This window comes from Candidatus Tisiphia endosymbiont of Ptychoptera albimana, assembly GCF_964026605.1.
In the GTDB taxonomy this organism is placed as follows: domain Bacteria; phylum Pseudomonadota; class Alphaproteobacteria; order Rickettsiales; family Rickettsiaceae; genus Tisiphia.
Genome location: NZ_OZ032164.1, coordinates 1,231,373 through 1,252,900 on the forward strand (window position 1 = coordinate 1,231,373; position 21,528 = coordinate 1,252,900).

Here is a 21,528-nt window from a genome sequence, read left to right on the forward strand (position 1 = left end):
CATAATATATACCCTCCACTAAGTTAAAATGTATAATTTTTTGCTTTAAAGAATTGTTTTTTTATAATACCAGTTAGTTTTTTAACTTCATTTTTTTAATTAATCCCTCATACTTACTGCTAAATAAATGAGTTTGAATTTGTACAAATGTATCTAGAACAACATTAACAACAATTAAAAAACTTGTACCCCCTAAGGCAAAAGATACGGCATATTTATTCATTAACATTTCAGGAACTATACATATAAAACTAAGATATATACCACCTATTACAGTTAACCTAGTTAACAAATAATCAAAATATTCCGCAGTATTCTTACCAGGTCTTTTGCCAGGAATATATGCCCCATATTTTCTTAAGTTATTTGCTGTTTCTTCTGAATTAAAAACTACTGCTGTATAAAAAAAACTAAAAAACATTATCAACGCAACATACAACAAAATATATAAAGGCTTCCCATGCCCTAGATGGAAAGTTAATAAACTCATAATTTCTGAATTATTGCTAGAAAAATTAGCTATTGTCACAGGAAACAATAAAATCGAACTAGCAAATATTGGCGGAATTACCCCAGAAGTATTAAGTTTAAGAGGCATATGAGTCGAATCACCACCATAAATTTTATTACCAACTTGTCTTTTTGGATATTGTACCAAAACTTTTCTCTGTGCCTTCTCAAAGAAAATTATTATAGCTATAATTACAATAACTCCTAAACAAATAGCCATAACTACTATCGGAGACAAACCACCACTTCTTGACAACTCAAACATGCTTATAATACCACTTGGTACACCCGACACTATACCTATAAATATAATTAAGGACGATCCATTACCAATACCTCTACCAGTAATCTGTTCACCAAGCCACATTAAGAACATAGTACCTACAACTAAAGTAATAACGGTAGTAACCTTAAAAAAAAGCCCCGGTATAATAACTACTGGACCTACATTAGTCACAACATGTTCCAAACTTACTGCAACACCATATGCCTGAAAAGAAGCTAATAAAACAGTTAAATACCTAGATAATTGATTGATTTTCCTTTTACCAACCTCACCTTCTTTTTTTAAATTCTCTAAAGGCTTGTAGGCTATTGACATTAATTGAATGATAATTGAAGCAGTTATATATGGCATAATTGCTAAAGCAAAAATAGACATTCTACCTAGAGACCCCCCAGATAGCATATTAAACATACCAAGTATACCAGATTGATTTTGTTCAGCCACATTGCTTAACGCAACCGAATCAATACCCGCTATAGGAATAAATGACCCAAATCTACATACTATAAGAGCCAAAATAGTAAAAATAATCCTATTAGCTAAGTCTTTATTAGATTTTTGTGTGGAATTTAAACTCATAAATTACAATATTTGACCACCAACTTGTTCTATTAACTTCTTAGCAGAGCTAGAATAAGCATCTAATTGAAATGATAAGGGACTATTAAAATCACCACTGCTAACAGATAATAACTTAACCAATAAGTTAGTATTCTTAATTAACCCGACTTCAACTAATCTATCCTTTGTTACAACTTCTGTTGAGTTCAAACGATTTTCTGCTATTAAAAATTCTATATCAGCAATATTTACTACACTATATTTCTTAGAACTAGGACAGTTAAAGCCTCTCTTTGGCAATCTTTTAATCATAGGCATCTGCCCCCCTTCAAAACCTTTGATAGCTACACCAGATCTAGATTTCTGTCCCTTAACACCTCTGCCACATGTTTTACCTTTACCACTGCCAATACCGCGACCTACTCTTTTTTTATCTTTCTTGGCACCAAAATTGTTAGATAACTCATTTAATTTCATTTTCTAAACTCTAATTTATTCTAATTTATATTTTCTACTTTTAACAAATGTTGTACCTTCTTGATCATCCCTCTAACAGAGTTTGTATCTTTCAAAATAACAGATTTATGCATTTTATTTAGACCTAAACCTACCAAGGTTTCTTCCTGATCATATTTACGACCTATACTACTACCAATTTGGGTAACTTTAACCTTTACCTCATTCACTTTTTCTTGATTACTACTCATAAATTCCTACAACCCAATTATTACTTTACTTTAAATATAAAGACTCACTATAGCCCATTGCTTCAAAGCCCCATTCACACGCAAATTTGGGATAAGAATTTGTCAATTCTTATCCCAAATTCGGTGAAATTATCGAAACAATCAGATTTGAGACGGCTCTGCATCTGATTGTTAAATTAATATTTTGCTAAAAACATGATTTTAATCTTTTAAAATCATGTTTTTAGCTTAAGGTTTAAAATGCATCCACAAAATCACTTTAAGAATGCATTTTTCTTTATTTTTTAGATTCTGCTACCTACCAAATCAAAACTTCTTAAGTTGACACTCATGAGTCTACGCTGGAAGGACTATTACACTACTTAAACTTGCACACTTGGTTCTGATATTATTTGTTGCCCTTTTGTAGATTTAGTTGATATCTCATTTATTCTTTTTCCTCTCCTTTCAGCAATATTTTTTGGAGAAGATAGTTGAGATAACGCATCAAAAGTTGCAGCAATCATCGCATATACATTACTAGAACCCAAAGATTTAGCAACAATATCATGAACTCCTAAAGAATCAAAAATTGCCCTCATAGCACCACCAGCGATAACACCAGTACCTGCCTTGGCTCTTCTTAAAATGACTTTAGCTGCTCCACTTTTACCAATGACATCATGATGAATAGTTCTATTTTGATAAAGAGGAATTTTAATCATATCTTTCCTTGCTTCTTGAGTAGCCTTAGCTCTAGCTTCTGTTACCTCTTTCGCTTTGCCATGACCATAACCAACCTTACCAGCTTTATCACCAGCAACAATACAAGCAGAAAAAGAGAATTTTCTACCCCCTTTTACTACTTTAGTAACTCTATTTACATCCACCAAAGTTTCTGTTAGTGCTTCACTTGTATTTTTTTTAGCTTTAGCCATTTCTTAAACCTAAAATTAAAATTTCATTTTTTTTCTTGCTGCATCAGCTAAAGCCTTAACAACACCATGATATTTATAACCACCCTTATCGAATACAACTTCTTGTACCCCTTTAAGCGATGCTCTTTCGCCTATTAAATCACCTACTTTCGTGGCTGTACCAACATTACAGTTGGATTTTTTTAACTGCCTAATTTCTTTATCTAAAGTCGAAGCAGATGCAATAGTTATTGATTGTTTGTCATCTATGACTTGTGCATATATGTGCTTTCCAGACTTAAAAATAGACAGCCTGAGTCTGTTTGATACCTTTGATATCTTAGACCTTACTCTAGCCTTTCTTATATCAAACTTTAACTTTGAACTACGCATATTTAACTCTTAAATTTTAATTTTTCTTACCTTCTTTTCTCTGAACATATTGACCTTTGCGTTTAATACCTTTACCTTTATATGGTTCAGGTGGTCTCTGCTTTATAATAATTGATATAAACTGACCTAATTTTTCTTTATCAACACTTTCCAATATAATCTGATTTTGTTTAGGAGCGGTAACTTTAATATTTTGAGGTATTTCTACTTTAGTATTATGACTTTTAGCAAGCATTAAGTTTAAATATTTATCCTTCACCAAAGCCTTATAACCAACACCGTTGACTTCAAGCTCTTCTGTAAAACCTTCTTTAACACCTTTTATCATACTATTTATTATACTTCGTGCCGTACCCCACATAGATCTAGCACTTTTAGTCTCTGCTAATGGTTTTACAAAAAGCTGATTATCTTGCAATAAAATTGCTATATTTCCTGCGAAAGTTTTTGTTAATTCTCCCTTGGGACCAACAACATTAACTTTCAACCCATCAAGTTCAACTTTCACCCCTTCAGGCACAGGGACTGGTAATTTTCCAATACGTGACATCTTTATACCTTAAAACACTTTACAAATTACTTCACCGCCAATTTTTTGGCTATGTGCTTCTCTATCTGATAAAACTCCTCTAGAAGTAGAAAGAATATAAATACCCATATTGTTATAATATCCTTTTAATTTATCAATAGAAGAATAAATCCTCTTACCTGGTTTTGAAACTCTACTTATTTCACATATAGCAGGTTTTCCATTAACAGAATATTTTAGATCCACTTCAATATGACTTATATTACCATCCTTGACAACTACATACTCTTTTATATAACCTTCTTTTTTTAAAACATCCAAAATAGCACATTTTATTTTTGAACAAGGTAGAGATATATTCATCAATTTACTTTTTTGACCATTTCTAATTCTAGTCAACATATCCGCTATATTATCTGTCATTGACATACGATAAACCTACTATTTTAACCTCAATTCGATATAAGAATTTTTATATCGAATTGGCTTTGTTATAAGAAAAAGTGTACCCTTGGAGCGACTTTTACGAGTACATTTCAACTTTTTTCATCATTCAATGGGTGATTTTAATTATTAAAACCACCCATTGAATAGAATATTACATTTTAACAATCAGGTACTGAACCGCTTCAAACCTGATTGTTTCTACTTAACCCTTGAATTCGATATAATAAGTTATATCGAATTCAAGCTATTTTACCAACTTGCTTTAATCAAACCAGGAACTAATCCCTTACTACCAAGATCTCTCAGCTTATTTCGCGATAGACCAAATTTACTATACACTCCTCTTGGACGTCCAGTAAGCTCACACCGATTTCGAACTCTATTCATAGCTGAGTTTCTAGGTAACTTAGCTAAAACCATCACTAACGAAAATCTTTCTTCCAAAGATAAAGTTTTATCGTAAATCTTGTCCTTTAATTTAGCACGCTTGTTATATAAACTTTGTGCCATCTTTCTTCTTCTATTATTCTTTTTTATAGAACTTACTTTAGCCATCTATTTTTCTTCTAAAAATTAATTATAAAAAGGCAAATTAAAGCCAGAAAGTAATAATTTACCTTCTTCATTATTCATAGCACTTGTAACAATCGTGATATCCATACCACGAATTACATCTATCTTGTCGTAATTAATCTCTGGAAAAACAATCTGTTCTTTTATACCAAAAGTAAAATTACCTCTACCATCAAAGCTTTTGCTTGAGAAACCTCTAAATTCTTTAATACGCGGTAGAGCAACGATTACTAATCTCTCTAAAAAATCATACATTCTATCTTTGCGCAGAGTAACTTTACAACCAACTTTCATACCTTCACGAAGCTTAAAAGTAGCAATAGACTTTTTGGCCTCAGTTACTAAAGGCTTTTGTCCTGAAATTAGAGTTAGATCATTGACAGCATTATTAATTACCTTAGAATCTGCAACCGTCTCACCAACACCCATATTAACAACAATTTTTACAACCTTAGGCATTTGATGTTTATTCTCGTACGCAAACTCTTTCTGTAAGTTTGGTACAATCTCTTTAGTGTATAAATCTTTAAACCTGAGCAACATTACTTACCTTCCTTATTACTAATAATTTCACCAGACTTCTTAGCTACTCTTACTTTAGAGCCATCTTCTAGAAGTTTAAAAGCAACTTTTGTATGGTTACCTGTTTTAGGATCTATGTGAGCAACATTGGATATATGTATGGATAATTCCTTTGACACTATGCCACCTTCACTTGTTTTACTCGCCTTAACATGCTTGCGAACAATATTTATACCCGAAACAATAGCTCTATTTTGCTCAGGCAAAACCTTTAAGACCTTACCCTTTTTTCCCTTATTTTTTCCGGTGATAACAATAACTTCATCACCTTTCTTAATTTTTAGCTTAATCATTACAACACCTCTTCTGCAAGTGACATAATCTTAACGAATTTTTTTGCCCTTAATTCTCTAGTTACAGGACCGAAAACTCTTGTACCTATTGGTTCTCCTTGCTTATTTAAAAGTACTGCTGCATTAGAATCAAACTTAATTGTACTACCATCTGCCCTTCTAACACCCTTTTTTGTTCTAACAATTAGAGCCCTATGTACGTCACCTTTTTTTACTTTTCCGCTTGGTAAAGCTTCTTTTATAGATACCACAATGACATCCCCAAGATTTGCTATCATGTGATGTGAACCACCAAGCACTTTAATACACATAATTTTTTTAGCACCAGAGTTATCCGCAACATCTAAGATGCTCTGCATCTGAATCATAACTTACTTCCACTTGAGAATTTAATAACGCAACAAAATAAACAATCTAAATAACAAAGTCAAAGGATAAAACTCACTATTCTGTGACGACCAAACCTATCATTAGAGAGATGCCTTTACATCCCCTAACACCACCCAAGACTTAGTTTTAGATATAGGACGACTTTCAACTATACTAACCTTATCACCATCCTTATAAGTATTTTCTGGATCATGAGCAGCATATTTTTTAGAGACTTTTACAATTTTTTTGTATATAGGATGCTTAAACCTACGTTCTACTTTAACTGTAATAGTCTTATCAGTTTTCGAACTTACAACAACGCCCTGTAGCACTCTTTTCGGCATTTCCCTATTCTCCAGTTTTTGATCTTATAGTTAACTCTGTATTAATACGAGCTATTGTTTTTTTTACAAAAGAAAACCTGCTAGTATTTTGTAATTCACCTAATGTTCTTTGAAACCGTAGATTAAAAAACTCTTTTTTAAACAAAGTTCTCTTTTTGTGAAGCTCTTCCGTAGTCTGCCCAACCAATTCCTTTGCTGATACCCCTAAATTATTCATAACGCCTCACTATCTTTGTTCTTACAGGCAATTTTGCACTAGCAAGCTCAAGTGCTTTCGTCGCTATATCATCTGTAACCCCTTCCACTTCAAACATAATTCTTCCAGGTGATACTCTCACTGCAAAAAATTCAGTAGAACCTTTTCCTTTACCCATTCTAACTTCCGCAGGCTTCTTTGACACAGGTAAATCAGGAAAAATTTTAATCCATAATCTCCCCTGCCTTTTCATACAACGAACTGCAGCCTTTCTTGCTGCCTCTATTTGTCTTGCGGTAACCCTTAAACCATCTAACGATTTCAAGCCAAAAGAACCGAAAGCTAGCATAGTACCAGCCTTTGCTTTTGAGGAAACTCTCCCCTTATGTGCTTTTCTAAATTTTTGTTTTTTCGGAGCTAACATTATTTTACTTCAAAATTAATTATGTTTCTTTCTATTTTCCACATGATCACCCCTATAGACCCAAACCTTTATACCTATAACTCCATAAGTTGTCATAGCTTCAGCAGTCGCATAGTCAATATCAGCTCTCAAAGTATGTAAAGGTACTCTACCTTCTCTATACCACTCTGTTCTCGCTATTTCAGCTCCAGCTAAACGTCCAGAACAAGCAACCTTTATACCTAACCCTCCTTGCTTAAAGCAGGCTTGGATAGCGGTTTTCATAGCTTTTCTAAAAGACACTCTTTTTTCAAGCTGCATAGCAATCGTTTGAGCAATAATGTTAGAGTCTATATTAGGCTTCTTTACTTCATGTATGTTAATATATATTTCTTCTAAACCCGTAATTTTTTGGACAGATTTTTTTAATTTATCAATGTCGTTACCACTTTTACCTATAATAACTCCAGGCTTTTTAGCAAAAATATTAATTATAACATTCTTATTAGAAGGCCTCTCTATTAATACTCTACTAACTTGTGCTTGCACATAGTTCTTATTAACTAGATTTCTAACCTCTAAATCTTGGATAAGAAGGACTTTATACTGCTTCTTATCAGCATATAACACCGAGTCCCAACCTTTAATTAATGTCGGACCAACTCTAAAGCCATGCGGATTAACTTTCTGCCCCATATCTTATTTCCCCTCAACTTCAGTAACTGTAATATATAAATTACTAAAAAATTTATTAATCCTTGTTGCTCTTCCTTTAGCTCTTGGCATAATTCTTTTCATCACCAACGCCTTACCTACAGTTGCAGAAGTAATAAACAAAGTATCAATATCTAAACCAAAATTATTTTCAGCATTAGCAACAGCAGACTGTAAACATTTTTTTACATCTTGAGCAATTCTTCTAGAGGAAAAGGTAAGCTGAATTAGAGCCTCAGACACTTTCATATTCCTAATAGAAGTTGCAACCAAATTCAATTTCCTCGGACTCACTCTAAGAGACTTAGCAATTGCTGTAGTAGAGCCTTTATTCACCTTCACCATATCTATTTTCTCTTAACTTTTTTATCTGTGCCATGACCATGAAAAGTCCTAGTTGGAGAAAATTCACCTAATTTTTTACCAACCATTTCTTCACTTACAGTAACAGGTATAAATTTATTTCCATTATGTACAGCAAATGTTATTCCAACAAAAAATGGTAAAATTGTTGACCTTCTAGACCAAGTCTGAATCATTTCTGATTTACCAGATTCAATCAATTTTTGTACTTTTTTTATCAGATAACCATCTACAAAAGGTCCTTTCCAAACTGAACGAGCCATAATTACTACCTAATTACTTTCTTCTCTTAATAATAAATTTTGATGTAAGCTTATTCTTACGTGTTTTCTTACCCTTAGTTGGGAAACCCCATGGAGTCACTGGATGGCGACCACCAGAAGTTTTTCCTTCTCCTCCCCCATGTGGGTGATCGAATGGATTCATTGCAACACCACGAACATGTGGTCTCCAACCTAGCCATCTATTTCTTCCGGCCTTACCTAAATTGGTATTCTTTTGATCAGGGTTTGAAACAACACCTATGGTAGCCTTACAATCTAACGGTATCAATCTAAATTCTCCAGATCGAAGCTTGATCTGTGCATAACCCGAATCCTTACCTACTAAATTAACAGAAGTACCAGCAGATCTTGCAATTTGACCACCTTTACCAACTTTCATTTCTACATTATGTAAAGTAGTACCAACAGGAATAGATTTCAAAGATAAACAATTTCCTACTTTTATGTCAGCTTTATCACTTGATACTATTCTATCTCCTACAATAAGCTTTTGTGGTGCTAAAATATAAGAATACTCACCATCATCGAATTTAATTAAAGCAATGAAGGAAGTTCTGTTAGGATCATATTCTATTCTTTCAACAGTGGCAAATATATCCTGTTTATTTCTTTTAAAATCGATTATACGATAAAGTCTTTTATGCCCTCCTCCTCTATGCCAAGAAGTGGTTCTACCCAAATTATTTCTACCACCAGTCTTAGATAAACCTTTAGTTAAAGGTTTATGAGGCTTACCTTTCCAAAGATCAGATTTATCAACCTGTACTAATTCTCTAAGGGATGGAGTAACTGGATTAAACGTTTTTAAAGCCATTTATTTAATACCCCCAGTAAAATCAATAGTATAATCTTTTTCTAACGTCACAATTGCTTTCTTTTTATCTGATTGTCTGCCATTAACACCCTTGAATCTTTTTCTCTTACCTTTTACATTCATTATGTTAACTTTTTTAACCTTAACCTGAAAAATCTTTTCAACAGCCGTCTTGATAGAAGCTTTCTCAGCACTACCAGCAACATGAAAAGTAAACTTATTTTGTTGCTCAGATAAAATATTGGTCTTCTCAGTGATCACAGGATTCCTAATAAGATCATAATGTTTATAAGACTTCACTTTAACCTCTTTTCTAAAGCATCTACAGCTTCTTGTGATAACAAAACATAATCATGGCGTATTATATCATAAACATTTGCACCAATTTGCGGTACTGAAATAGTATTTGGAATATTTTGTACTGCCAAAGAAAAATTGATATCAACTTCATCACCACTAACAATAAAATAACTTTTACCATGAAAATTATTTAATAATTTTATAAGATTAGAAGTTTTGGATTCATGTAATTTTAAAGAATCTACTATTAGCAGTTTTCCCTCAGCCAATTTTTCCGACAAAGCATGTTTTAAACCAAGTTTTCTAACTTTTTTTGGTAATTTTGTAGCATGACTCCTTGTTACTGGACCGTGAGAAACTCCACCACCTCTCATTTGGACAGATCTTAAAGATCCTTGCCTTGCATTACCCGTACCTTTTTGCTTAAAAGGTTTCTTTGTAGTACCAGATACTTGCGACACTGTCTTTGTTTGATGTGTACCAGCCATAGCTTTAGCTCTCTGCCAATCAACAACAAGCTTGATAATATCTTCCCTAACAAAATCTACAGCAAAAACTTCGTTATCTAAATCAATCTCACCAACAGCTTCATTTTCAAGATTTAATAATTTGGCTTTCATATATTTTATCCTATAGCTGTAATGGTTTTCTTAATAGCATCCTTAATGTAGACATAAGATCCTTTTGAACCGGGAATATTTCCACTAACTATGATTATGCTTTTTTCCATATCAGTATCGACTACTTTCAAATTTTGAATAGTAACTCTTGTATTTCCCATGTGACCAGCCATTTTCTTATTCTTAAATACTTTACCAGGATCTTGTCTACCACCAGTAGAACCATGCGAACGGTGAGACACAGACACACCATGTGAAGCTTCAAGTCCTCTAAAATTATGCCTTTTCATACTACCAGCAAAACCTTTACCAATAGTAGTACCTACAACATCTATAAACTGACCAATAACAAAATGATCCACATGCAATACAAAACCTACATCAAGGAAACAAGCTTCAGAAATTCTAAATTCCTTCAATTTTTCCTTTGGCGTAACTTGAGCATTAGCAAATACCTGCTTCATTGGTTTTGTTACTTTAGATAATTTTTTATCTTTTACCCCAATAACCAAAGCATTATAACCATCTTTTTCTTGGGTCTTTTGTCCCACTACTTGACAATCTTCAACTTGCAGAAAAGTAACAGTAGTTCTTTCTCCCTTTTCATTAAAAATTGAACTCATGCCAATTTTCTTAGCGATTAAACCGGTTCTCATCACTCAACACTCTCTAACTTAATCTCAACATCAACACCAGCAGGCAAATCAACTTTTTTTAAAGCATCAACAGTCTGAGGAGTTGGATAACTTATTATCAAAAGTCTTTTCTGAATTCTAATCTCAAATTGCTCCCTTGATTTTTTATTGACATGCGGAGATCTATTAACGGTAAATCTCTCAATTGTCCTTGGCAACGGAATTGGACCAATTATATCAGCACCGGTTCTTTTAACAGCCCCTACTATTTCTCTAGTACCTTGTTCAAGCGAGCGGTGATCAAACGACTTTAAACGAATTTTGATTTTTTGATTATTTTTCATTAACTAAACCTTTTTATAAACAGCTAGACCAGTCAAAGCACATTCTTTAATAGACTTACTCTAATTAAACATATTTTGCCTAACCCTAAAAAAATAGTCATCCTGAACTTTTTCAGGATGACTATTTCTTATTATTTTATAATCTTTGATACTACACCAGCTCCTACTGTCCTACCACCTTCACGTATAGCAAAACGTACGCCCTCTTCCATAGCTATCGGAGCGATCAATGCAATTTTCAGATTCGCATTATCACCAGGCATCACCATTGTTTTACCATCTTTCAAAGTGATTTCTCCAGTTACGTCAGTTGTTCTAAAATAAAACTGTGGTCGATATTTATCTGTAAATGCTGTATGACGACCACCTTCTTTCGTGGTAAGTACATAAACTTCAGCTTCAAACTCAGTATGCGGAGTTATACTTCCAGGCTTAGCTAACACTTGACCTCTGCATACATCTTCCCTTTTAGTTCCACGCAGTAATATACCAACATTATCACCGGCTTCACCTTGATCTAATAGCTTCTTAAACATTTCCACACCAGTACAAGTAGTTTTTTGAGTATCTCTTATACCAACAATCTCTACCTCTTCACCAACTTTTACTATACCTTTTTCGATTCTACCAGTAACAACCGTACCTCTTCCAGAAATAGAAAATACATCTTCTATCGACATTAAGAAAGGTTTATCTGTATCTCTCTCAGGTTGAGGTATATATTCATCAATAGCATTCATCAACTCTTTAATCGCAGCTTCACCTTCAGGTTTTCCTTCTAGAGCCTGTAAAGCTGAACCTCTGATAACTGGTATATCATCTCCAGGAAAATCATACATTGATAAAAGTTCTCTGACTTCCATTTCTACTAAGTCAAGCAATTCTGGATCATCAACCATATCAACTTTATTCAAAAATACAACTATTGCAGGTACGCCAACTTGCTTAGCAAGCAATATATGTTCCCTTGTTTGGGGCATTGGACCATCAGCAGCAGATACTACCAATATAGCAGCATCCATTTGAGCTGCACCACTTATCATATTCTTTATATAATCTGCGTGACCAGGACAATCAATGTGAGCATAATGCCTTTTTTTAGTTCTATATTCAACGTGAGCAGTAGCAATAGTTATACCCCTTTCCCTCTCTTCAGGAGCTTTATCAATGTCATCATAATTAGTAGCCTGTGCTCCACCTTCTTTTGATAACACTAAAGTTATTGCAGCTGTTAAAGAAGTCTTACCATGATCTACGTGTCCTATAGTACCTATATTACAATGGGGTAGATCCCTTTCAAATTTTACCTTTGCCATAATTCATTCTCCACAATTTAAGATTTAATACAATTTAACATAAAAATACAAATTTATCCAATTTCCAATTATCACCAATACTCTTGGAGCGGGTGATGGGAATCGAACCCACGTGGCCAGCTTGGAAGGCTGGAGCTCTACCATTGAGCTACACCCGCGTATCTACCTAACCAACTTGTGGTGGAGGAAGAAGGATTCGAACCTTCGTACGCTCACGCGGGCAGATTTACAGTCTGCTGCCATTGACCACTCGGCCATTCCTCCAAAGAATTTACGCAAGTATTAAATGGTCTAATTAAACGTAAAGCATATATATAACTTAGTATAAGTACCAACAAATCTTTTTTGCTCTTTTCCAAGGACATTTGAACTTCGGCCTACAAGCCTTTATAAATAAGGATACAACCCTTTAATACATCAGTATTATTCCTGCACATCGCATGGGTATCAACTTAAGAGTCTCGATATCCTTCCCGTGGCAGCAATCCAAAAAACAACCCAAATGGCTGTTAGGTATCATGGACTTGTCTACACGGGAAGAACATATTCTTTGTTATAAAGCTGAAACTCAAATGACCCCGGCTCTTTTCTCTTGAACTATCCTAGGTTCTGTGAACGTTTCTATGTAATGAGTAGATTTATAGGCATTTTCGCTCGCAGAACCGTAGCGTACTAAATGTACGTGAGGATTCGAGAACGAAAATAACGACGAAATCGACCATTAGATAGAAACGTTCACAGAACCTAAATAAGCTAATATTAAACTTATATTACTTCAGAACGTTTATCAGTTGTAACTTTCTATAATAAATAGTAGTTTGTGTCAAGAATAAATTACTCTAGGTTCTAATAAGATGAGAAATAAAGCTAAAATTTCTAAAGATTTGCACTATATATACGGCAAACATCCAGTATTTGCAGCATTAAGCAACCCAAAACGTTATATTCAAAATGTTTTATGTACAGAAGATATTTTCAATTTGCACAAAAATTTAATCTCTAACCACCCATATGAGATTACCAACATAGATTACTTAACCCGTCTTTTTGGTTCAAATCATAATCATCAGGGAATAGCCGCTAACGTTAAAAGTATCTTCTCTAATCGTATTGAAGATATTGACATAACTATTCCTAATTGTAAAGTTGCTATTTTGGATCAAATAACCGATCCACAAAATATTGGTGCTATTATTCGTAGTGCAGCTTCTTTTGACATCACGACCATAATATTACCTCTAGATAATGCACCTGATGAAAATGCTACCATAGCAAAAACAGCTTCTGGAGCTTTAGAACTAGTACAAATAGTTAAAGTCACTAATTTAAGATGGTCAATAGAATATCTAAAAAAACATGGGTTTTGGATTATTGGCCTTGATGGCAATGCAAAACAATCTTTAAGTACAAAAATATTTTCAGATAAAATGGCAATAGTACTTGGTTCTGAAGATAAAGGAATCAGACGTCTAGTTAAAGAAGCATGTGATCACTTAGTTAAAATACCCATTTCAAGTAAAGTAGAAAGCTTAAATGTCTCAAATGCTTCTGCAATAGCGTTTTATTTAATTTCATTAGACTCTTGATGTCATTCCCTCTTCGGTAAGGAATCCATATTTTTAGTAGGAGGAATTCTACCAATCATTTCATCTAGTGATATTTGAAAATGATCCGCTAGGGCTATTATAATTTGACTATTTAAAGTTTTTTTACTAACGTCCACACCAATATAAGTTGTTGTCATATAGAGCCTCATGCTTTATATTAATAATAGGATATGCTACATACTCATACGCAAGGTTTAAACCTTATGACATCCGTTCGTAGTCTTTATCCAAAACAGGATGGGTCTTTGCTGAGGTATGAAGTCTTTAAAATTCAAAGCTTCAATTCGACATACAGTTTACCCATCCTACCACTATATATAACTGATCATGTTATATTTATCATGTTTTTTTATTGTATGAGTTCGATATAAGAATTAATAATTCTTATATCGATACTTGCTTTATTATAAGGAAAAATGTACTCTTGAAGCGGCTGACGCAAGTACATTTTAACTTTTTTCATCATTCAATATGTGATTTTAATTATTAAAATCACATATTGAATGGAGTATTATATTTTAACAATCAGGTGGGCAGCCGCTTCAAACCTGATTGTTTCTATATATAACACTGAATTCGATGTAACTTGTTACATCGAATTCAGGTTATATTATATTTCTTTAATTTTTGGTATTGGAGGTATTGATTTAGGATCAGGGCATTTACGAGTTTGGAACATTAATTGATCAATAGAATGCCCAAATTTATCAGTGCTTAGTAGATTTTTATTTATCCATTTTGCCGTTATCAACTTACCCAGTTCAGAATGAATAATTGGAATATCCGGTACGGCACTAGCACCTATCCCTGCAATTTTAATATGATAACCCTGTTTATCTAATCCATATTGTTGTAATACTTTATCAACTTCTCTTTGAGCAACAATTGTTTGGCGTTCAATATGAGGATTATTACTGACAAATAAAATAACAAAGTCTTTTTGTCTACCAAATTTTCTACTTAAAATTCTTTCAGCAAAATTAACTGCTGCATCATGAGCAGTAGTGGCTGTATCAGGCCTTTCGTTATTCTTGCCTACTTTAGTATTGATTATTTCAGTACGTTTAACTTGATCCTTATTAAGGAACTTGTTTACTAGGTCACTACTCATCAGGTCTTCTGTGAGTTTTCTCTCATTGCTACTTGCATAATTAGGATAGAATCTTCTAGGAAAAAGACCTAATGGACATTCTTCTTGTGTTTTATATTGAATAAATGGCTGAGCTTTATTTAACTTAATACCGTAATCTTTAGCAAGAGACTCGATATATCTTTCACCTTCCTCAATACAAGCTGAATCATTTCCAACTAATGGTACAGTATCCAATCTATTAATATCTGCCTTTCCTTGCCATGCTTCTAGCAATTCAGTGTATGTTTTAGGGTTAATGCCATCGAGATTAGCCCATAAGGGTCTTGCTCCTGTTAATACTAGTACTAATCCGTTAACTTTAATTTGTTCTGTTAATTTATTATAATAGATTATACGTGTCAATAACCTAATTCTAGCTGCCCCGGCAATCCAAGCTTCGTCGTATTCTTGATAGTTAGGTTTTATTTCATTAATAAGTCCCAATTGTCTAGCATCTACAATATATTGAGACTTATATTTAGTCATCCAATCTCTAGTGGTCAGTTCATTCCGTTCCTGACCAAGATTAAGATCAAACGCATCCTGAGCAACAAATAGTAACCAATCTTCAATATTTCGTACATTTACCTCATTAATAGATTTAAATAAATTTTTACGCAATGATTTAACATTGAATTTACTAGGAGCGTTTTGATTAGCACCAGCTTTAGCCAAACTGCCCTGAATCAAACGAAATATTTTGTCTGCATTAGTCTTGTCAAAACATACTAGATCGTGCCATAATTTTTGTGGTTCAAAATATCCAGCTAGATAAAAAATCTTTAACAAAGCTTCTTGCTGGGTTGGTGAGGTAAAACCTAATTTGCTAGCAGCTAATTCGAATCCTGAAAGTTCTGATGAATGTTTATAATCCCCGTATGTTACGCTGGTAGTTAGGGCAACTGTTACAGATAGTAGCATTCTTTTTAAGGCTTGAAGCATAATATAATTTTCTTCGTTTAATTATAACCCTAGATTTTTGGGCTTTTGATACTTAATCCAAGTATCAATCAACAACTTAGTAATAACAATCGCAGAGAACATAGATGATATTATACCAATAGTTAGTGTTACTGCGAAACCTTTTATACCTCCAGCTCCAAATATAAAAAGTAAAAATGCTGCAATCAAAGTTGTAACATTTGAATCAAGGATTGTAGCAAAAGCTGATTCAAATCCCATCCTTATGGCATATAGATTAGATACACCTTTTTTAAGTTCTTCCCTTATCCTTTCATAAATGAGTACATTGGCATCAACTGCCATACCAATCGTTAGGATTATACCAGCAATTCCTGGCAGAGTTAATGTAGCTTGAAAAAGTGACAATAACGCTAAAATATAAAGTAAAGCTAGGCTTAATGCTATATTGGCAAAAATGCCAAGAATTCCGTAAGACCAAATCATGAATATTACCACACTAACAAAACCAATCATACCTGCTTTCTTGCCTGCCTCTATTGAATCTGCTCCAAGATTTGGTCCTACGGTTCTTTCCTCTATTATTTTTAAAGGGGCTGGCAACGAACCGGCCCTAAGTAATAACGCTAATTCATTTGCTGATTCAACAGTAAAATTACCTGAAATTATACCGCTTCCTCCAAGAATTGGTTCATTAATTACTGGTGCACTTAATAATTTGTTATCAAGCACGATAGCAAGCCTCTTGCCAGAATTACTCTTGGTTATTTCTGCAAATAATTTACTACCAAGATTATTAAAAGAAAAAGCAACAGCAGGTTGGGAATTTTGATTGAAAGAAGCTTGGGCAGTTGTTAGCTGGTCACCACTAACAATAGCTTTTTTCTTAACAACTACGTAATATTCTTGCTTATTTTCATTTTCCCCTTTCACTAAAATTGAACCAAAGGGTAAATGTCCATTTAATGCTTGTTGTATGTTGGCAGTTTCATCTACTAAATGAAAGGTTAGTTTTGCAGTTTTGCCAAGAATATTTTTGAGTTGTTGTGGATTTTCCTCACCTGGTACTTGCAGTAATATATGTTTATCACCTTGCCTTTGTATGTTAGGTTCTGTTGTGCCGGTGCTATCCACTCTCATTCTGATTATTTCAATTGATTGGGCAATAACTTGATACCTTAATTCAGCAAGCTTCGAATCACTATAGCTAAGCTTAATATTAGTATTATCATTTTCTACAGTAATTTCTTGGTCGACTTTACCTAAGATCTTTTTGACCTGTTTATAATCTTCTAGGTTTCTCAATTCAAACTGCACCGCCTTGTTCTTAACAACAAGATTTTTATAACCTATTTTATCTTCCCGTAAATATTTTCGTAAATGGTCAGCTAGATTGTCCATTACATCATTTAAGTAACTATCAAAATCTACATCTAGCAATAGATGAGCACCACCTCTTAAATCAAGACCAAGATTCACCTTATGGTTTGGCAGTATTTTAGAATCTATAGTTGTAAAATTAGGTAAAGCACAAATAAAGGCTGCTATTGTACATAAAATAGAAAGGAATATTTTCCATTTAGGAATATTATACACAGCTCATTTCCCTTTATCTTTTTTACTTTTGGCACTAACTTCTGTTTTATGACGACTTGTAATATCAAGTATTGAAGATTTCAGAATTTTGATTCGTATATTTTCAGCTACTTCAAGATCTACCGTGTTGTCAGCATCGTTAATCTTGCTTACTACTCCGAAAATTCCACTATTAGTTACCACCTCTTCTCCTTTCTTAACACTACCAACTATAGCCTCTTTCTCACGACGGCGTTTATCTTGTGGTCTAATTAGAAAAAAATAGAATACAACGAAGATTAATACCATCGGTACAAGGCTTGTTAATATTGATTGAGTAGATGATGATTCAGCTACTGGAGTTACTTCTTCAGTTTCTGTTATTGATATTGTATCATTGTTATCTGCATAGGCATTTTCTATAAACATATATATCTCCTGACGTATTATGTAAAAGTAGTTGTATTAATTTATTGTATACTCTTCTGCTTTAAAGAATTGTTTTTTGACAATGAGGAACTCGCGTACTCTAAAAAAGCTTGTACACTTGCAATATAAGACTGTTATCATTTTATTTCAATAAATATTTTTCGGGCGAAACCTATAGCTTTCAGACGTTCGCACACTTTTTCAAACACCGCTTTTGGTAAAATATTTAGTGTAGAAATTTCAATATATCTATTATCTTTTAACTCAAGAGAAAAAGATGGTGACTGAAATCTTGGTCCATCAATTTCCCTAGCAATTTTTATAAAATTACCTATTATATGACTGTTACAATAATCATATGAATTAATCATTCTTTTTGCTAATCTATTAATATATGTATCACTTCTTGCTGTATAGGTAAGTGCAAGAGCAATACTAAGCATCAACCTCTGACGATGACTAAAAGGAATATCTGAAGCTAAAATAAATTCAACAATAAAATTAGAGCGAAGAGTTTTATCGATATTTTTATTATATTGTGCAAGCATTATGACCAAAGTAATTATACTAATTGTTGTTGTATCTGGTTGAATTAAGATAGGCTTAATGACTTCTGTATAATTTTTGATATTACAAGTAGTTTCATCAAAATTTACTAATGTCTTGATTCTTTCATAAATAATATCTTTCTCCTGTTCTTCTTTAGGGAGACAAGCAAATCTAACACCTTCTTTTAAACCATAATTTGAAATTATTACCTTTTCAGGTAAAAAGACATTCAGCATAGATTTTGCCACCAAAACTGCGTTAGAATGAATTCTTGATTTATATTGTGTTCTCATACTATGAGCATGAGCTAATTTTTCGAGATATAGTTCAAATTCTCTACGATTTATTTCAAGGTTATGTAAGTTCTTAAGAGGATAATGAACAAACTCCATGTAAGAGCGTCCAATTAGCCTTAAAGCTCCTCCTATTAAGTATAAGTTTGGACAATGATACCCTTGTTGACATTGTTGTATACCCGAATGATTTGGGTATACCTCTCCAAACTCTTTGTTGATCATTTGGCTAATTATATTAATATCGTCAAAATGATTATTAGTGATTAAGCTAGTGCCTAAAGGTAGAGATTTTAAGATTCCCACTTTTTTGTCTTTGATTTGGGCAAGCTCAAGGCTACCCCCACCTAGGTCTGCTGCTATGCCACAAGCATCATTGATACCAGAAATTAATCCGGCAGCTGTAAGATAGGCCTCGCGATTACCAGAAATAATTTCAATATTAATATTAAATTTTCTTTTAACTATTTCTCTAAATTCTTCAGCTCTTGGATGCCCTCTAAGTACAGCAGTAGCAACGCATTTAACATCTGTTACTGATAACCTATCAAAAATATGTACAAAATATTGTAGTGATAAATATACTTGATGCTTTACTTCTAGGTCATCTAGATTAAGTAAATTGATAATATCACTTTTAAATTTATCATTGAAAATTTCTGGAGCTCCAAGTCTATCACATTCATAAACTACAGCTCTTATGGCATTATAACCAATATCAATAATGGCTGAACGCATAGAGTTTTATCTTATTGCTTACTTAAAAAATTAATCTTCTTTAGTAGTAGAATCTGTATTTTCTTGTTCCTCATCTACATTATTTTTATTTGGATCATAAGGTTTTTGAGTTGGAACAAATGTAGGCGGTAATAACCTATTTGTAAAGAACTTATCCTCATAATACTTAATTTTTAAAGATTTAATAGGTGGGAAAGATTCAATTAAAACAATTTGCTCATCTTTTGGTAATTGAATTACTTCTTGAGGCAAAAGCAGAGCTCTTGAAACTTGTGATACATTCTGCGTTCTTGTTGAAATATTAAGATCAAAAAATAGTGGTTTACTATAAGATCGTTGTTCAACTGTTTTATTACCCACTAGCTGTGATATCAGGTTGGCTGTTTCATAGTTATTAGCTGCAAAAGTAATACGATATGTAGCATTTGACAAGAATGAGTTCATTCCAGCATCCTCATAAGTTCCTTTGAGCTGCTGAGTATCTTGTATAATCAAGAATAGGCGAACTCTATATCCCCTGAAAAATGCGATACCAGCCTTAAATGTATCCATTTTGCCTAAAGTAGGGAATTCATCAAGTAGAAACATAACCCCATAAGGTTCTTCTTTTAAATCAGGCATTTTGCGGCTTAAAAACTCTGTAGCTTGCTGGTAAAAAACCTGCATCAATTTTTGTAAACGCTGTATATTATCCGGAGTTAAACCAACATAAACGCTTGTTTTAATCTTCTTAAACTCAAGTATATTAAAGTCAGATGATGCAGTAGCTGAGTCAATTAGCGGGTTTGCCCATAATTCTAAAGAAGAGTTCATTGTAGAGATAACACCTGAACGCTCTTTATCTGCTTTTTGTAGGAATGCAGCAATATTCATATAGGCCACAGGATGTATTACCTTACCTAAAGTATCTAGAACTACTGCCAAGTTGTACACTACGTCATCACTACGCATTGTCCTGACCACTTCGCCAAAGGATTTAGTTTTTGTCGGGTCAGCAATTAAGTATAGTACTACACCAAGAAATAAACTTCGTGCTTCATTATTCCAAAAATCTTTTTCAGGCATAATCAGATTTGAGATTTTTTGTACGTCATCCACCATTTGACCTGGTTTGGTACTTACCCAGTCTATAGGATTGTAACAATGAGTTATCCCATCAGGATTGGAAGGTTCCCAAACAAATACTCGTTGTCCTTGTTTCTGCCGCCATCCACTTGTAAAACCATGATTTTCTAGCTTAATGTCATGTACTATAATAGAGTGTTCCCAAAATAATAAATTAGGAATTACAAATCCTACCCCCTTACCTGAACCGGTTGGGGCAAAAAGCAAAGCGTGCTGAAATCCATCAGCAACAAAATATCCTCCGCTATTGGTGCCAAGCAACATACCATGCTTTGAACGTAGACCGGCTTTATCTACATCAGCTTCAGTAGCCCAACTAGCATCACCATAAACTTTTTCCGGTTGAATAAAAAATTGTAAATTCTTTATTCTTTTAAAATTTTTCCAGTAAAATATGATAACTATAATTGTCGGCATAGTAAGGGATAATATTAACTTAACTTTTAAGTAGTTATATGCTTGAAAAGTTAATTGCGACCATACACTAACTAGCCAATAAGTCCACTTATAAGCTATATCTATGGCTGTTAAGTCAACATTTATAGCTCTAATCTCGTTAGTAGTAAATGCAACTAGCACTCCACTAATCCATATCGTACAAAATACTACCAAAGGGTGTATTATAAAATGACCTAAGAGGTTACGGATAATGTTTACTATTCTCTCCAATCCCATCA

30 protein-coding genes and 2 tRNA genes are annotated in these 21,528 nt (G+C 33.4%); 1 reads left to right on the forward strand and 31 read right to left on the reverse strand.

Annotated features, from left to right (window positions below; genetic code table 11):
- Nucleotides 1-73 precede the first annotated feature (73 nt).
- From secY to AAGD36_RS05955, 25 genes are all read right to left on the reverse strand, one after another.
- The gene (secY, locus tag AAGD36_RS05835) at nucleotides 74-1,375 is read right to left on the reverse strand and encodes a preprotein translocase subunit SecY (protein WP_341755295.1); all 1,302 of its coding nucleotides are present in this window, start codon (nucleotides 1,373-1,375) and stop codon (nucleotides 74-76) included.
- A gap of 3 nt (nucleotides 1,376-1,378) precedes the next feature.
- Nucleotides 1,379-1,834 carry a 50S ribosomal protein L15 gene (gene rplO, locus AAGD36_RS05840; protein ID WP_341748191.1) on the reverse strand — a complete coding sequence of 152 codons (456 nt, stop codon included), beginning with the start codon at nucleotides 1,832-1,834 and terminating at the stop codon, nucleotides 1,379-1,381.
- Between the two features lie 20 nt (nucleotides 1,835-1,854).
- Entirely contained in the window at nucleotides 1,855-2,064 is a 210-nt protein-coding gene (gene rpmD / locus AAGD36_RS05845; RefSeq protein ID WP_341748190.1) for a 50S ribosomal protein L30, read from the reverse strand.
- A 362-nt stretch (nucleotides 2,065-2,426) separates the two neighbouring features.
- Nucleotides 2,427-2,981 (reverse strand): 30S ribosomal protein S5, encoded by a 555-nt coding sequence (gene rpsE, locus AAGD36_RS05850; RefSeq protein WP_341755296.1) that lies wholly within the window; start codon nucleotides 2,979-2,981, stop codon nucleotides 2,427-2,429.
- 15 nt (nucleotides 2,982-2,996) lie between these two features.
- The gene (gene rplR, locus AAGD36_RS05855; protein WP_341755297.1) at nucleotides 2,997-3,353 is read right to left on the reverse strand and encodes a 50S ribosomal protein L18; all 357 of its coding nucleotides are present in this window, start codon (nucleotides 3,351-3,353) and stop codon (nucleotides 2,997-2,999) included.
- A 16-nt stretch (nucleotides 3,354-3,369) separates the two neighbouring features.
- A complete protein-coding gene (gene rplF / locus AAGD36_RS05860; RefSeq protein ID WP_341748187.1) occupies nucleotides 3,370-3,903 on the reverse strand; it encodes a 50S ribosomal protein L6 in 534 nt (177 codons plus the stop codon).
- Nucleotides 3,904-3,912: 9 nt separating this feature from the next.
- Entirely contained in the window at nucleotides 3,913-4,311 is a 399-nt protein-coding gene (gene rpsH, locus AAGD36_RS05865; protein ID WP_341748186.1) for a 30S ribosomal protein S8, read from the reverse strand.
- A gap of 267 nt (nucleotides 4,312-4,578) precedes the next feature.
- Nucleotides 4,579-4,884, reverse strand: a complete 306-nt coding sequence (rpsN, locus tag AAGD36_RS05870; protein WP_341748185.1) for a 30S ribosomal protein S14 — start codon at nucleotides 4,882-4,884, stop codon at nucleotides 4,579-4,581.
- An 18-nt stretch (nucleotides 4,885-4,902) separates the two neighbouring features.
- Nucleotides 4,903-5,442 (reverse strand): 50S ribosomal protein L5, encoded by a 540-nt coding sequence (gene rplE, locus AAGD36_RS05875; RefSeq protein WP_410521255.1) that lies wholly within the window; start codon nucleotides 5,440-5,442, stop codon nucleotides 4,903-4,905.
- Between the two features lie 2 nt (nucleotides 5,443-5,444).
- Nucleotides 5,445-5,777 (reverse strand): 50S ribosomal protein L24, encoded by a 333-nt coding sequence (rplX, locus tag AAGD36_RS05880; protein ID WP_341755299.1) that lies wholly within the window; start codon nucleotides 5,775-5,777, stop codon nucleotides 5,445-5,447.
- Nucleotides 5,777-6,145 carry a 50S ribosomal protein L14 gene (rplN, locus tag AAGD36_RS05885; protein WP_341748182.1) on the reverse strand — a complete coding sequence of 123 codons (369 nt, stop codon included), beginning with the start codon at nucleotides 6,143-6,145 and terminating at the stop codon, nucleotides 5,777-5,779. Before rplN ends, rplX begins: the two co-directional genes overlap by 1 nt.
- Before the next feature lie 102 nt (nucleotides 6,146-6,247).
- Nucleotides 6,248-6,493, reverse strand: coding sequence for a 30S ribosomal protein S17 (rpsQ, locus tag AAGD36_RS05890; RefSeq protein WP_341751357.1), 246 nt, complete (start codon nucleotides 6,491-6,493; stop codon nucleotides 6,248-6,250).
- A 4-nt stretch (nucleotides 6,494-6,497) separates the two neighbouring features.
- Entirely contained in the window at nucleotides 6,498-6,710 is a 213-nt protein-coding gene (gene rpmC, locus AAGD36_RS05895; protein ID WP_341751358.1) for a 50S ribosomal protein L29, read from the reverse strand.
- On the reverse strand, nucleotides 6,703-7,113 hold the full coding sequence (gene rplP, locus AAGD36_RS05900) for a 50S ribosomal protein L16 (RefSeq protein WP_341748179.1): 411 nt from the start codon (nucleotides 7,111-7,113) through the stop codon (nucleotides 6,703-6,705). The genes rpmC and rplP overlap by 8 nt, the downstream gene beginning before the upstream one ends.
- Nucleotides 7,114-7,128: 15 nt before the next feature.
- Nucleotides 7,129-7,788, reverse strand: a complete 660-nt coding sequence (rpsC, locus tag AAGD36_RS05905; RefSeq protein ID WP_341748178.1) for a 30S ribosomal protein S3 — start codon at nucleotides 7,786-7,788, stop codon at nucleotides 7,129-7,131.
- Nucleotides 7,789-7,791: 3 nt separating this feature from the next.
- Nucleotides 7,792-8,151, reverse strand: a complete 360-nt coding sequence (rplV, locus tag AAGD36_RS05910; protein WP_341751360.1) for a 50S ribosomal protein L22 — start codon at nucleotides 8,149-8,151, stop codon at nucleotides 7,792-7,794.
- 2 nt (nucleotides 8,152-8,153) lie between these two features.
- Nucleotides 8,154-8,432 (reverse strand): 30S ribosomal protein S19, encoded by a 279-nt coding sequence (rpsS, locus tag AAGD36_RS05915; protein ID WP_341748176.1) that lies wholly within the window; start codon nucleotides 8,430-8,432, stop codon nucleotides 8,154-8,156.
- Nucleotides 8,433-8,445: 13 nt separating this feature from the next.
- Nucleotides 8,446-9,267: a 50S ribosomal protein L2 gene (gene rplB / locus AAGD36_RS05920; RefSeq protein WP_341748175.1), complete on the reverse strand. Its 822-nt coding sequence runs from the start codon at nucleotides 9,265-9,267 to the stop codon at nucleotides 8,446-8,448.
- Nucleotides 9,268-9,567: a 50S ribosomal protein L23 gene (gene rplW, locus AAGD36_RS05925; RefSeq protein WP_341755300.1), complete on the reverse strand. Its 300-nt coding sequence runs from the start codon at nucleotides 9,565-9,567 to the stop codon at nucleotides 9,268-9,270.
- Nucleotides 9,564-10,187, reverse strand: coding sequence for a 50S ribosomal protein L4 (gene rplD / locus AAGD36_RS05930; protein WP_341748173.1), 624 nt, complete (start codon nucleotides 10,185-10,187; stop codon nucleotides 9,564-9,566). The genes rplW and rplD overlap by 4 nt, the downstream gene beginning before the upstream one ends.
- 5 nt (nucleotides 10,188-10,192) lie before the next feature.
- Nucleotides 10,193-10,843, reverse strand: coding sequence for a 50S ribosomal protein L3 (rplC, locus tag AAGD36_RS05935; RefSeq protein WP_341751362.1), 651 nt, complete (start codon nucleotides 10,841-10,843; stop codon nucleotides 10,193-10,195).
- Complete coding sequence (gene rpsJ, locus AAGD36_RS05940) at nucleotides 10,843-11,166, reverse strand: 30S ribosomal protein S10 (protein ID WP_341748171.1); 324 nt, start codon at nucleotides 11,164-11,166, stop codon at nucleotides 10,843-10,845. The genes rplC and rpsJ overlap by 1 nt, the downstream gene beginning before the upstream one ends.
- 131 nt (nucleotides 11,167-11,297) lie before the next feature.
- Complete coding sequence (gene tuf, locus AAGD36_RS05945) at nucleotides 11,298-12,482, reverse strand: elongation factor Tu (RefSeq protein ID WP_341748170.1); 1,185 nt, start codon at nucleotides 12,480-12,482, stop codon at nucleotides 11,298-11,300.
- A gap of 84 nt (nucleotides 12,483-12,566) precedes the next feature.
- A tRNA-Gly gene (locus tag AAGD36_RS05950) sits at nucleotides 12,567-12,640 on the reverse strand.
- Between the two features lie 20 nt (nucleotides 12,641-12,660).
- A tRNA-Tyr gene (locus tag AAGD36_RS05955) sits at nucleotides 12,661-12,746 on the reverse strand.
- Between the two features lie 590 nt (nucleotides 12,747-13,336).
- Here AAGD36_RS05955 and rlmB point away from each other — a divergent pair.
- Nucleotides 13,337-14,068 (forward strand): 23S rRNA (guanosine(2251)-2'-O)-methyltransferase RlmB, encoded by a 732-nt coding sequence (gene rlmB / locus AAGD36_RS05960; RefSeq protein ID WP_341755301.1) that lies wholly within the window; start codon nucleotides 13,337-13,339, stop codon nucleotides 14,066-14,068.
- Between the two features lie 2 nt (nucleotides 14,069-14,070).
- On the opposite strand, the gene AAGD36_RS05965 is transcribed toward rlmB, so the two are convergent.
- The 6 genes from AAGD36_RS05965 to AAGD36_RS05990 form a co-directional block, all read right to left on the reverse strand.
- A complete protein-coding gene (locus tag AAGD36_RS05965) occupies nucleotides 14,071-14,226 on the reverse strand; it encodes a hypothetical protein (protein ID WP_341755302.1) in 156 nt (51 codons plus the stop codon).
- Nucleotides 14,227-14,699: 473 nt separating this feature from the next.
- On the reverse strand, nucleotides 14,700-16,163 hold the full coding sequence (locus AAGD36_RS05970) for a hypothetical protein (RefSeq protein ID WP_341755303.1): 1,464 nt from the start codon (nucleotides 16,161-16,163) through the stop codon (nucleotides 14,700-14,702).
- 21 nt (nucleotides 16,164-16,184) lie between these two features.
- Complete coding sequence (secD, locus tag AAGD36_RS05975; RefSeq protein WP_341755304.1) at nucleotides 16,185-17,738, reverse strand: protein translocase subunit SecD; 1,554 nt, start codon at nucleotides 17,736-17,738, stop codon at nucleotides 16,185-16,187.
- Nucleotides 17,739-17,741: 3 nt separating this feature from the next.
- On the reverse strand, nucleotides 17,742-18,146 hold the full coding sequence (gene yajC, locus AAGD36_RS05980; RefSeq protein ID WP_341755305.1) for a preprotein translocase subunit YajC: 405 nt from the start codon (nucleotides 18,144-18,146) through the stop codon (nucleotides 17,742-17,744).
- Between the two features lie 137 nt (nucleotides 18,147-18,283).
- On the reverse strand, nucleotides 18,284-19,726 hold the full coding sequence (locus AAGD36_RS05985) for a Ppx/GppA family phosphatase (protein WP_341755306.1): 1,443 nt from the start codon (nucleotides 19,724-19,726) through the stop codon (nucleotides 18,284-18,286).
- 30 nt (nucleotides 19,727-19,756) lie between these two features.
- Nucleotides 19,757-21,526 carry a type IV secretory system conjugative DNA transfer family protein gene (locus tag AAGD36_RS05990; RefSeq protein WP_341756022.1) on the reverse strand — a complete coding sequence of 590 codons (1,770 nt, stop codon included), beginning with the start codon at nucleotides 21,524-21,526 and terminating at the stop codon, nucleotides 19,757-19,759.
- Nucleotides 21,527-21,528: the final 2 nt, after the last annotated feature.

Coding starts and splice junctions, on each gene's coding strand:
- rplB (WP_341748175.1), bottom strand. CDS start 9,267: ATGGCTTTAAAAACGTTTAATCCAGTTACTCCATCCCTTAGAGAATTA.
- rpsC (WP_341748178.1), bottom strand. CDS start 7,788: ATGGGGCAGAAAGTTAATCCGCATGGCTTTAGAGTTGGTCCGACATTA.
- AAGD36_RS05965 (WP_341755302.1), bottom strand. CDS start 14,226: ATGACAACAACTTATATTGGTGTGGACGTTAGTAAAAAAACTTTAAAT.
- rpsS (WP_341748176.1), bottom strand. CDS start 8,432: ATGGCTCGTTCAGTTTGGAAAGGACCTTTTGTAGATGGTTATCTGATA.
- rlmB (WP_341755301.1), top strand. CDS start 13,337: ATGAGAAATAAAGCTAAAATTTCTAAAGATTTGCACTATATATACGGC.
- rplD (WP_341748173.1), bottom strand. CDS start 10,187: ATGAAAGCCAAATTATTAAATCTTGAAAATGAAGCTGTTGGTGAGATT.
- rpmD (WP_341748190.1), bottom strand. CDS start 2,064: ATGAGTAGTAATCAAGAAAAAGTGAATGAGGTAAAGGTTAAAGTTACC.
- tuf (WP_341748170.1), bottom strand. CDS start 12,482: ATGGCAAAGGTAAAATTTGAAAGGGATCTACCCCATTGTAATATAGGT.
- AAGD36_RS05990 (WP_341756022.1), bottom strand. CDS start 21,526: ATGGGATTGGAGAGAATAGTAAACATTATCCGTAACCTCTTAGGTCAT.
- rplO (WP_341748191.1), bottom strand. CDS start 1,834: ATGAAATTAAATGAGTTATCTAACAATTTTGGTGCCAAGAAAGATAAA.
- rpsE (WP_341755296.1), bottom strand. CDS start 2,981: ATGGCTAAAGCTAAAAAAAATACAAGTGAAGCACTAACAGAAACTTTG.
- rpmC (WP_341751358.1), bottom strand. CDS start 6,710: ATGAATAATTTAGGGGTATCAGCAAAGGAATTGGTTGGGCAGACTACG.
- rplP (WP_341748179.1), bottom strand. CDS start 7,113: ATGTTAGCTCCGAAAAAACAAAAATTTAGAAAAGCACATAAGGGGAGA.
- rpsJ (WP_341748171.1), bottom strand. CDS start 11,166: ATGAAAAATAATCAAAAAATCAAAATTCGTTTAAAGTCGTTTGATCAC.
- rpsQ (WP_341751357.1), bottom strand. CDS start 6,493: ATGCCGAAAAGAGTGCTACAGGGCGTTGTTGTAAGTTCGAAAACTGAT.
- rplX (WP_341755299.1), bottom strand. CDS start 5,777: ATGATTAAGCTAAAAATTAAGAAAGGTGATGAAGTTATTGTTATCACC.
- rpsN (WP_341748185.1), bottom strand. CDS start 4,884: ATGGCTAAAGTAAGTTCTATAAAAAAGAATAATAGAAGAAGAAAGATG.
- AAGD36_RS05985 (WP_341755306.1), bottom strand. CDS start 19,726: ATGCGTTCAGCCATTATTGATATTGGTTATAATGCCATAAGAGCTGTA.
- rpsH (WP_341748186.1), bottom strand. CDS start 4,311: ATGTCAATGACAGATAATATAGCGGATATGTTGACTAGAATTAGAAAT.
- rplC (WP_341751362.1), bottom strand. CDS start 10,843: ATGAGAACCGGTTTAATCGCTAAGAAAATTGGCATGAGTTCAATTTTT.
- rplN (WP_341748182.1), bottom strand. CDS start 6,145: ATGATTCAGATGCAGAGCATCTTAGATGTTGCGGATAACTCTGGTGCT.
- rplF (WP_341748187.1), bottom strand. CDS start 3,903: ATGTCACGTATTGGAAAATTACCAGTCCCTGTGCCTGAAGGGGTGAAA.
- rplR (WP_341755297.1), bottom strand. CDS start 3,353: ATGCGTAGTTCAAAGTTAAAGTTTGATATAAGAAAGGCTAGAGTAAGG.
- secY (WP_341755295.1), bottom strand. CDS start 1,375: ATGAGTTTAAATTCCACACAAAAATCTAATAAAGACTTAGCTAATAGG.
- rplV (WP_341751360.1), bottom strand. CDS start 8,151: ATGGTGAAGGTGAATAAAGGCTCTACTACAGCAATTGCTAAGTCTCTT.
- yajC (WP_341755305.1), bottom strand. CDS start 18,146: ATGTTTATAGAAAATGCCTATGCAGATAACAATGATACAATATCAATA.
- AAGD36_RS05970 (WP_341755303.1), bottom strand. CDS start 16,163: ATGCTTCAAGCCTTAAAAAGAATGCTACTATCTGTAACAGTTGCCCTA.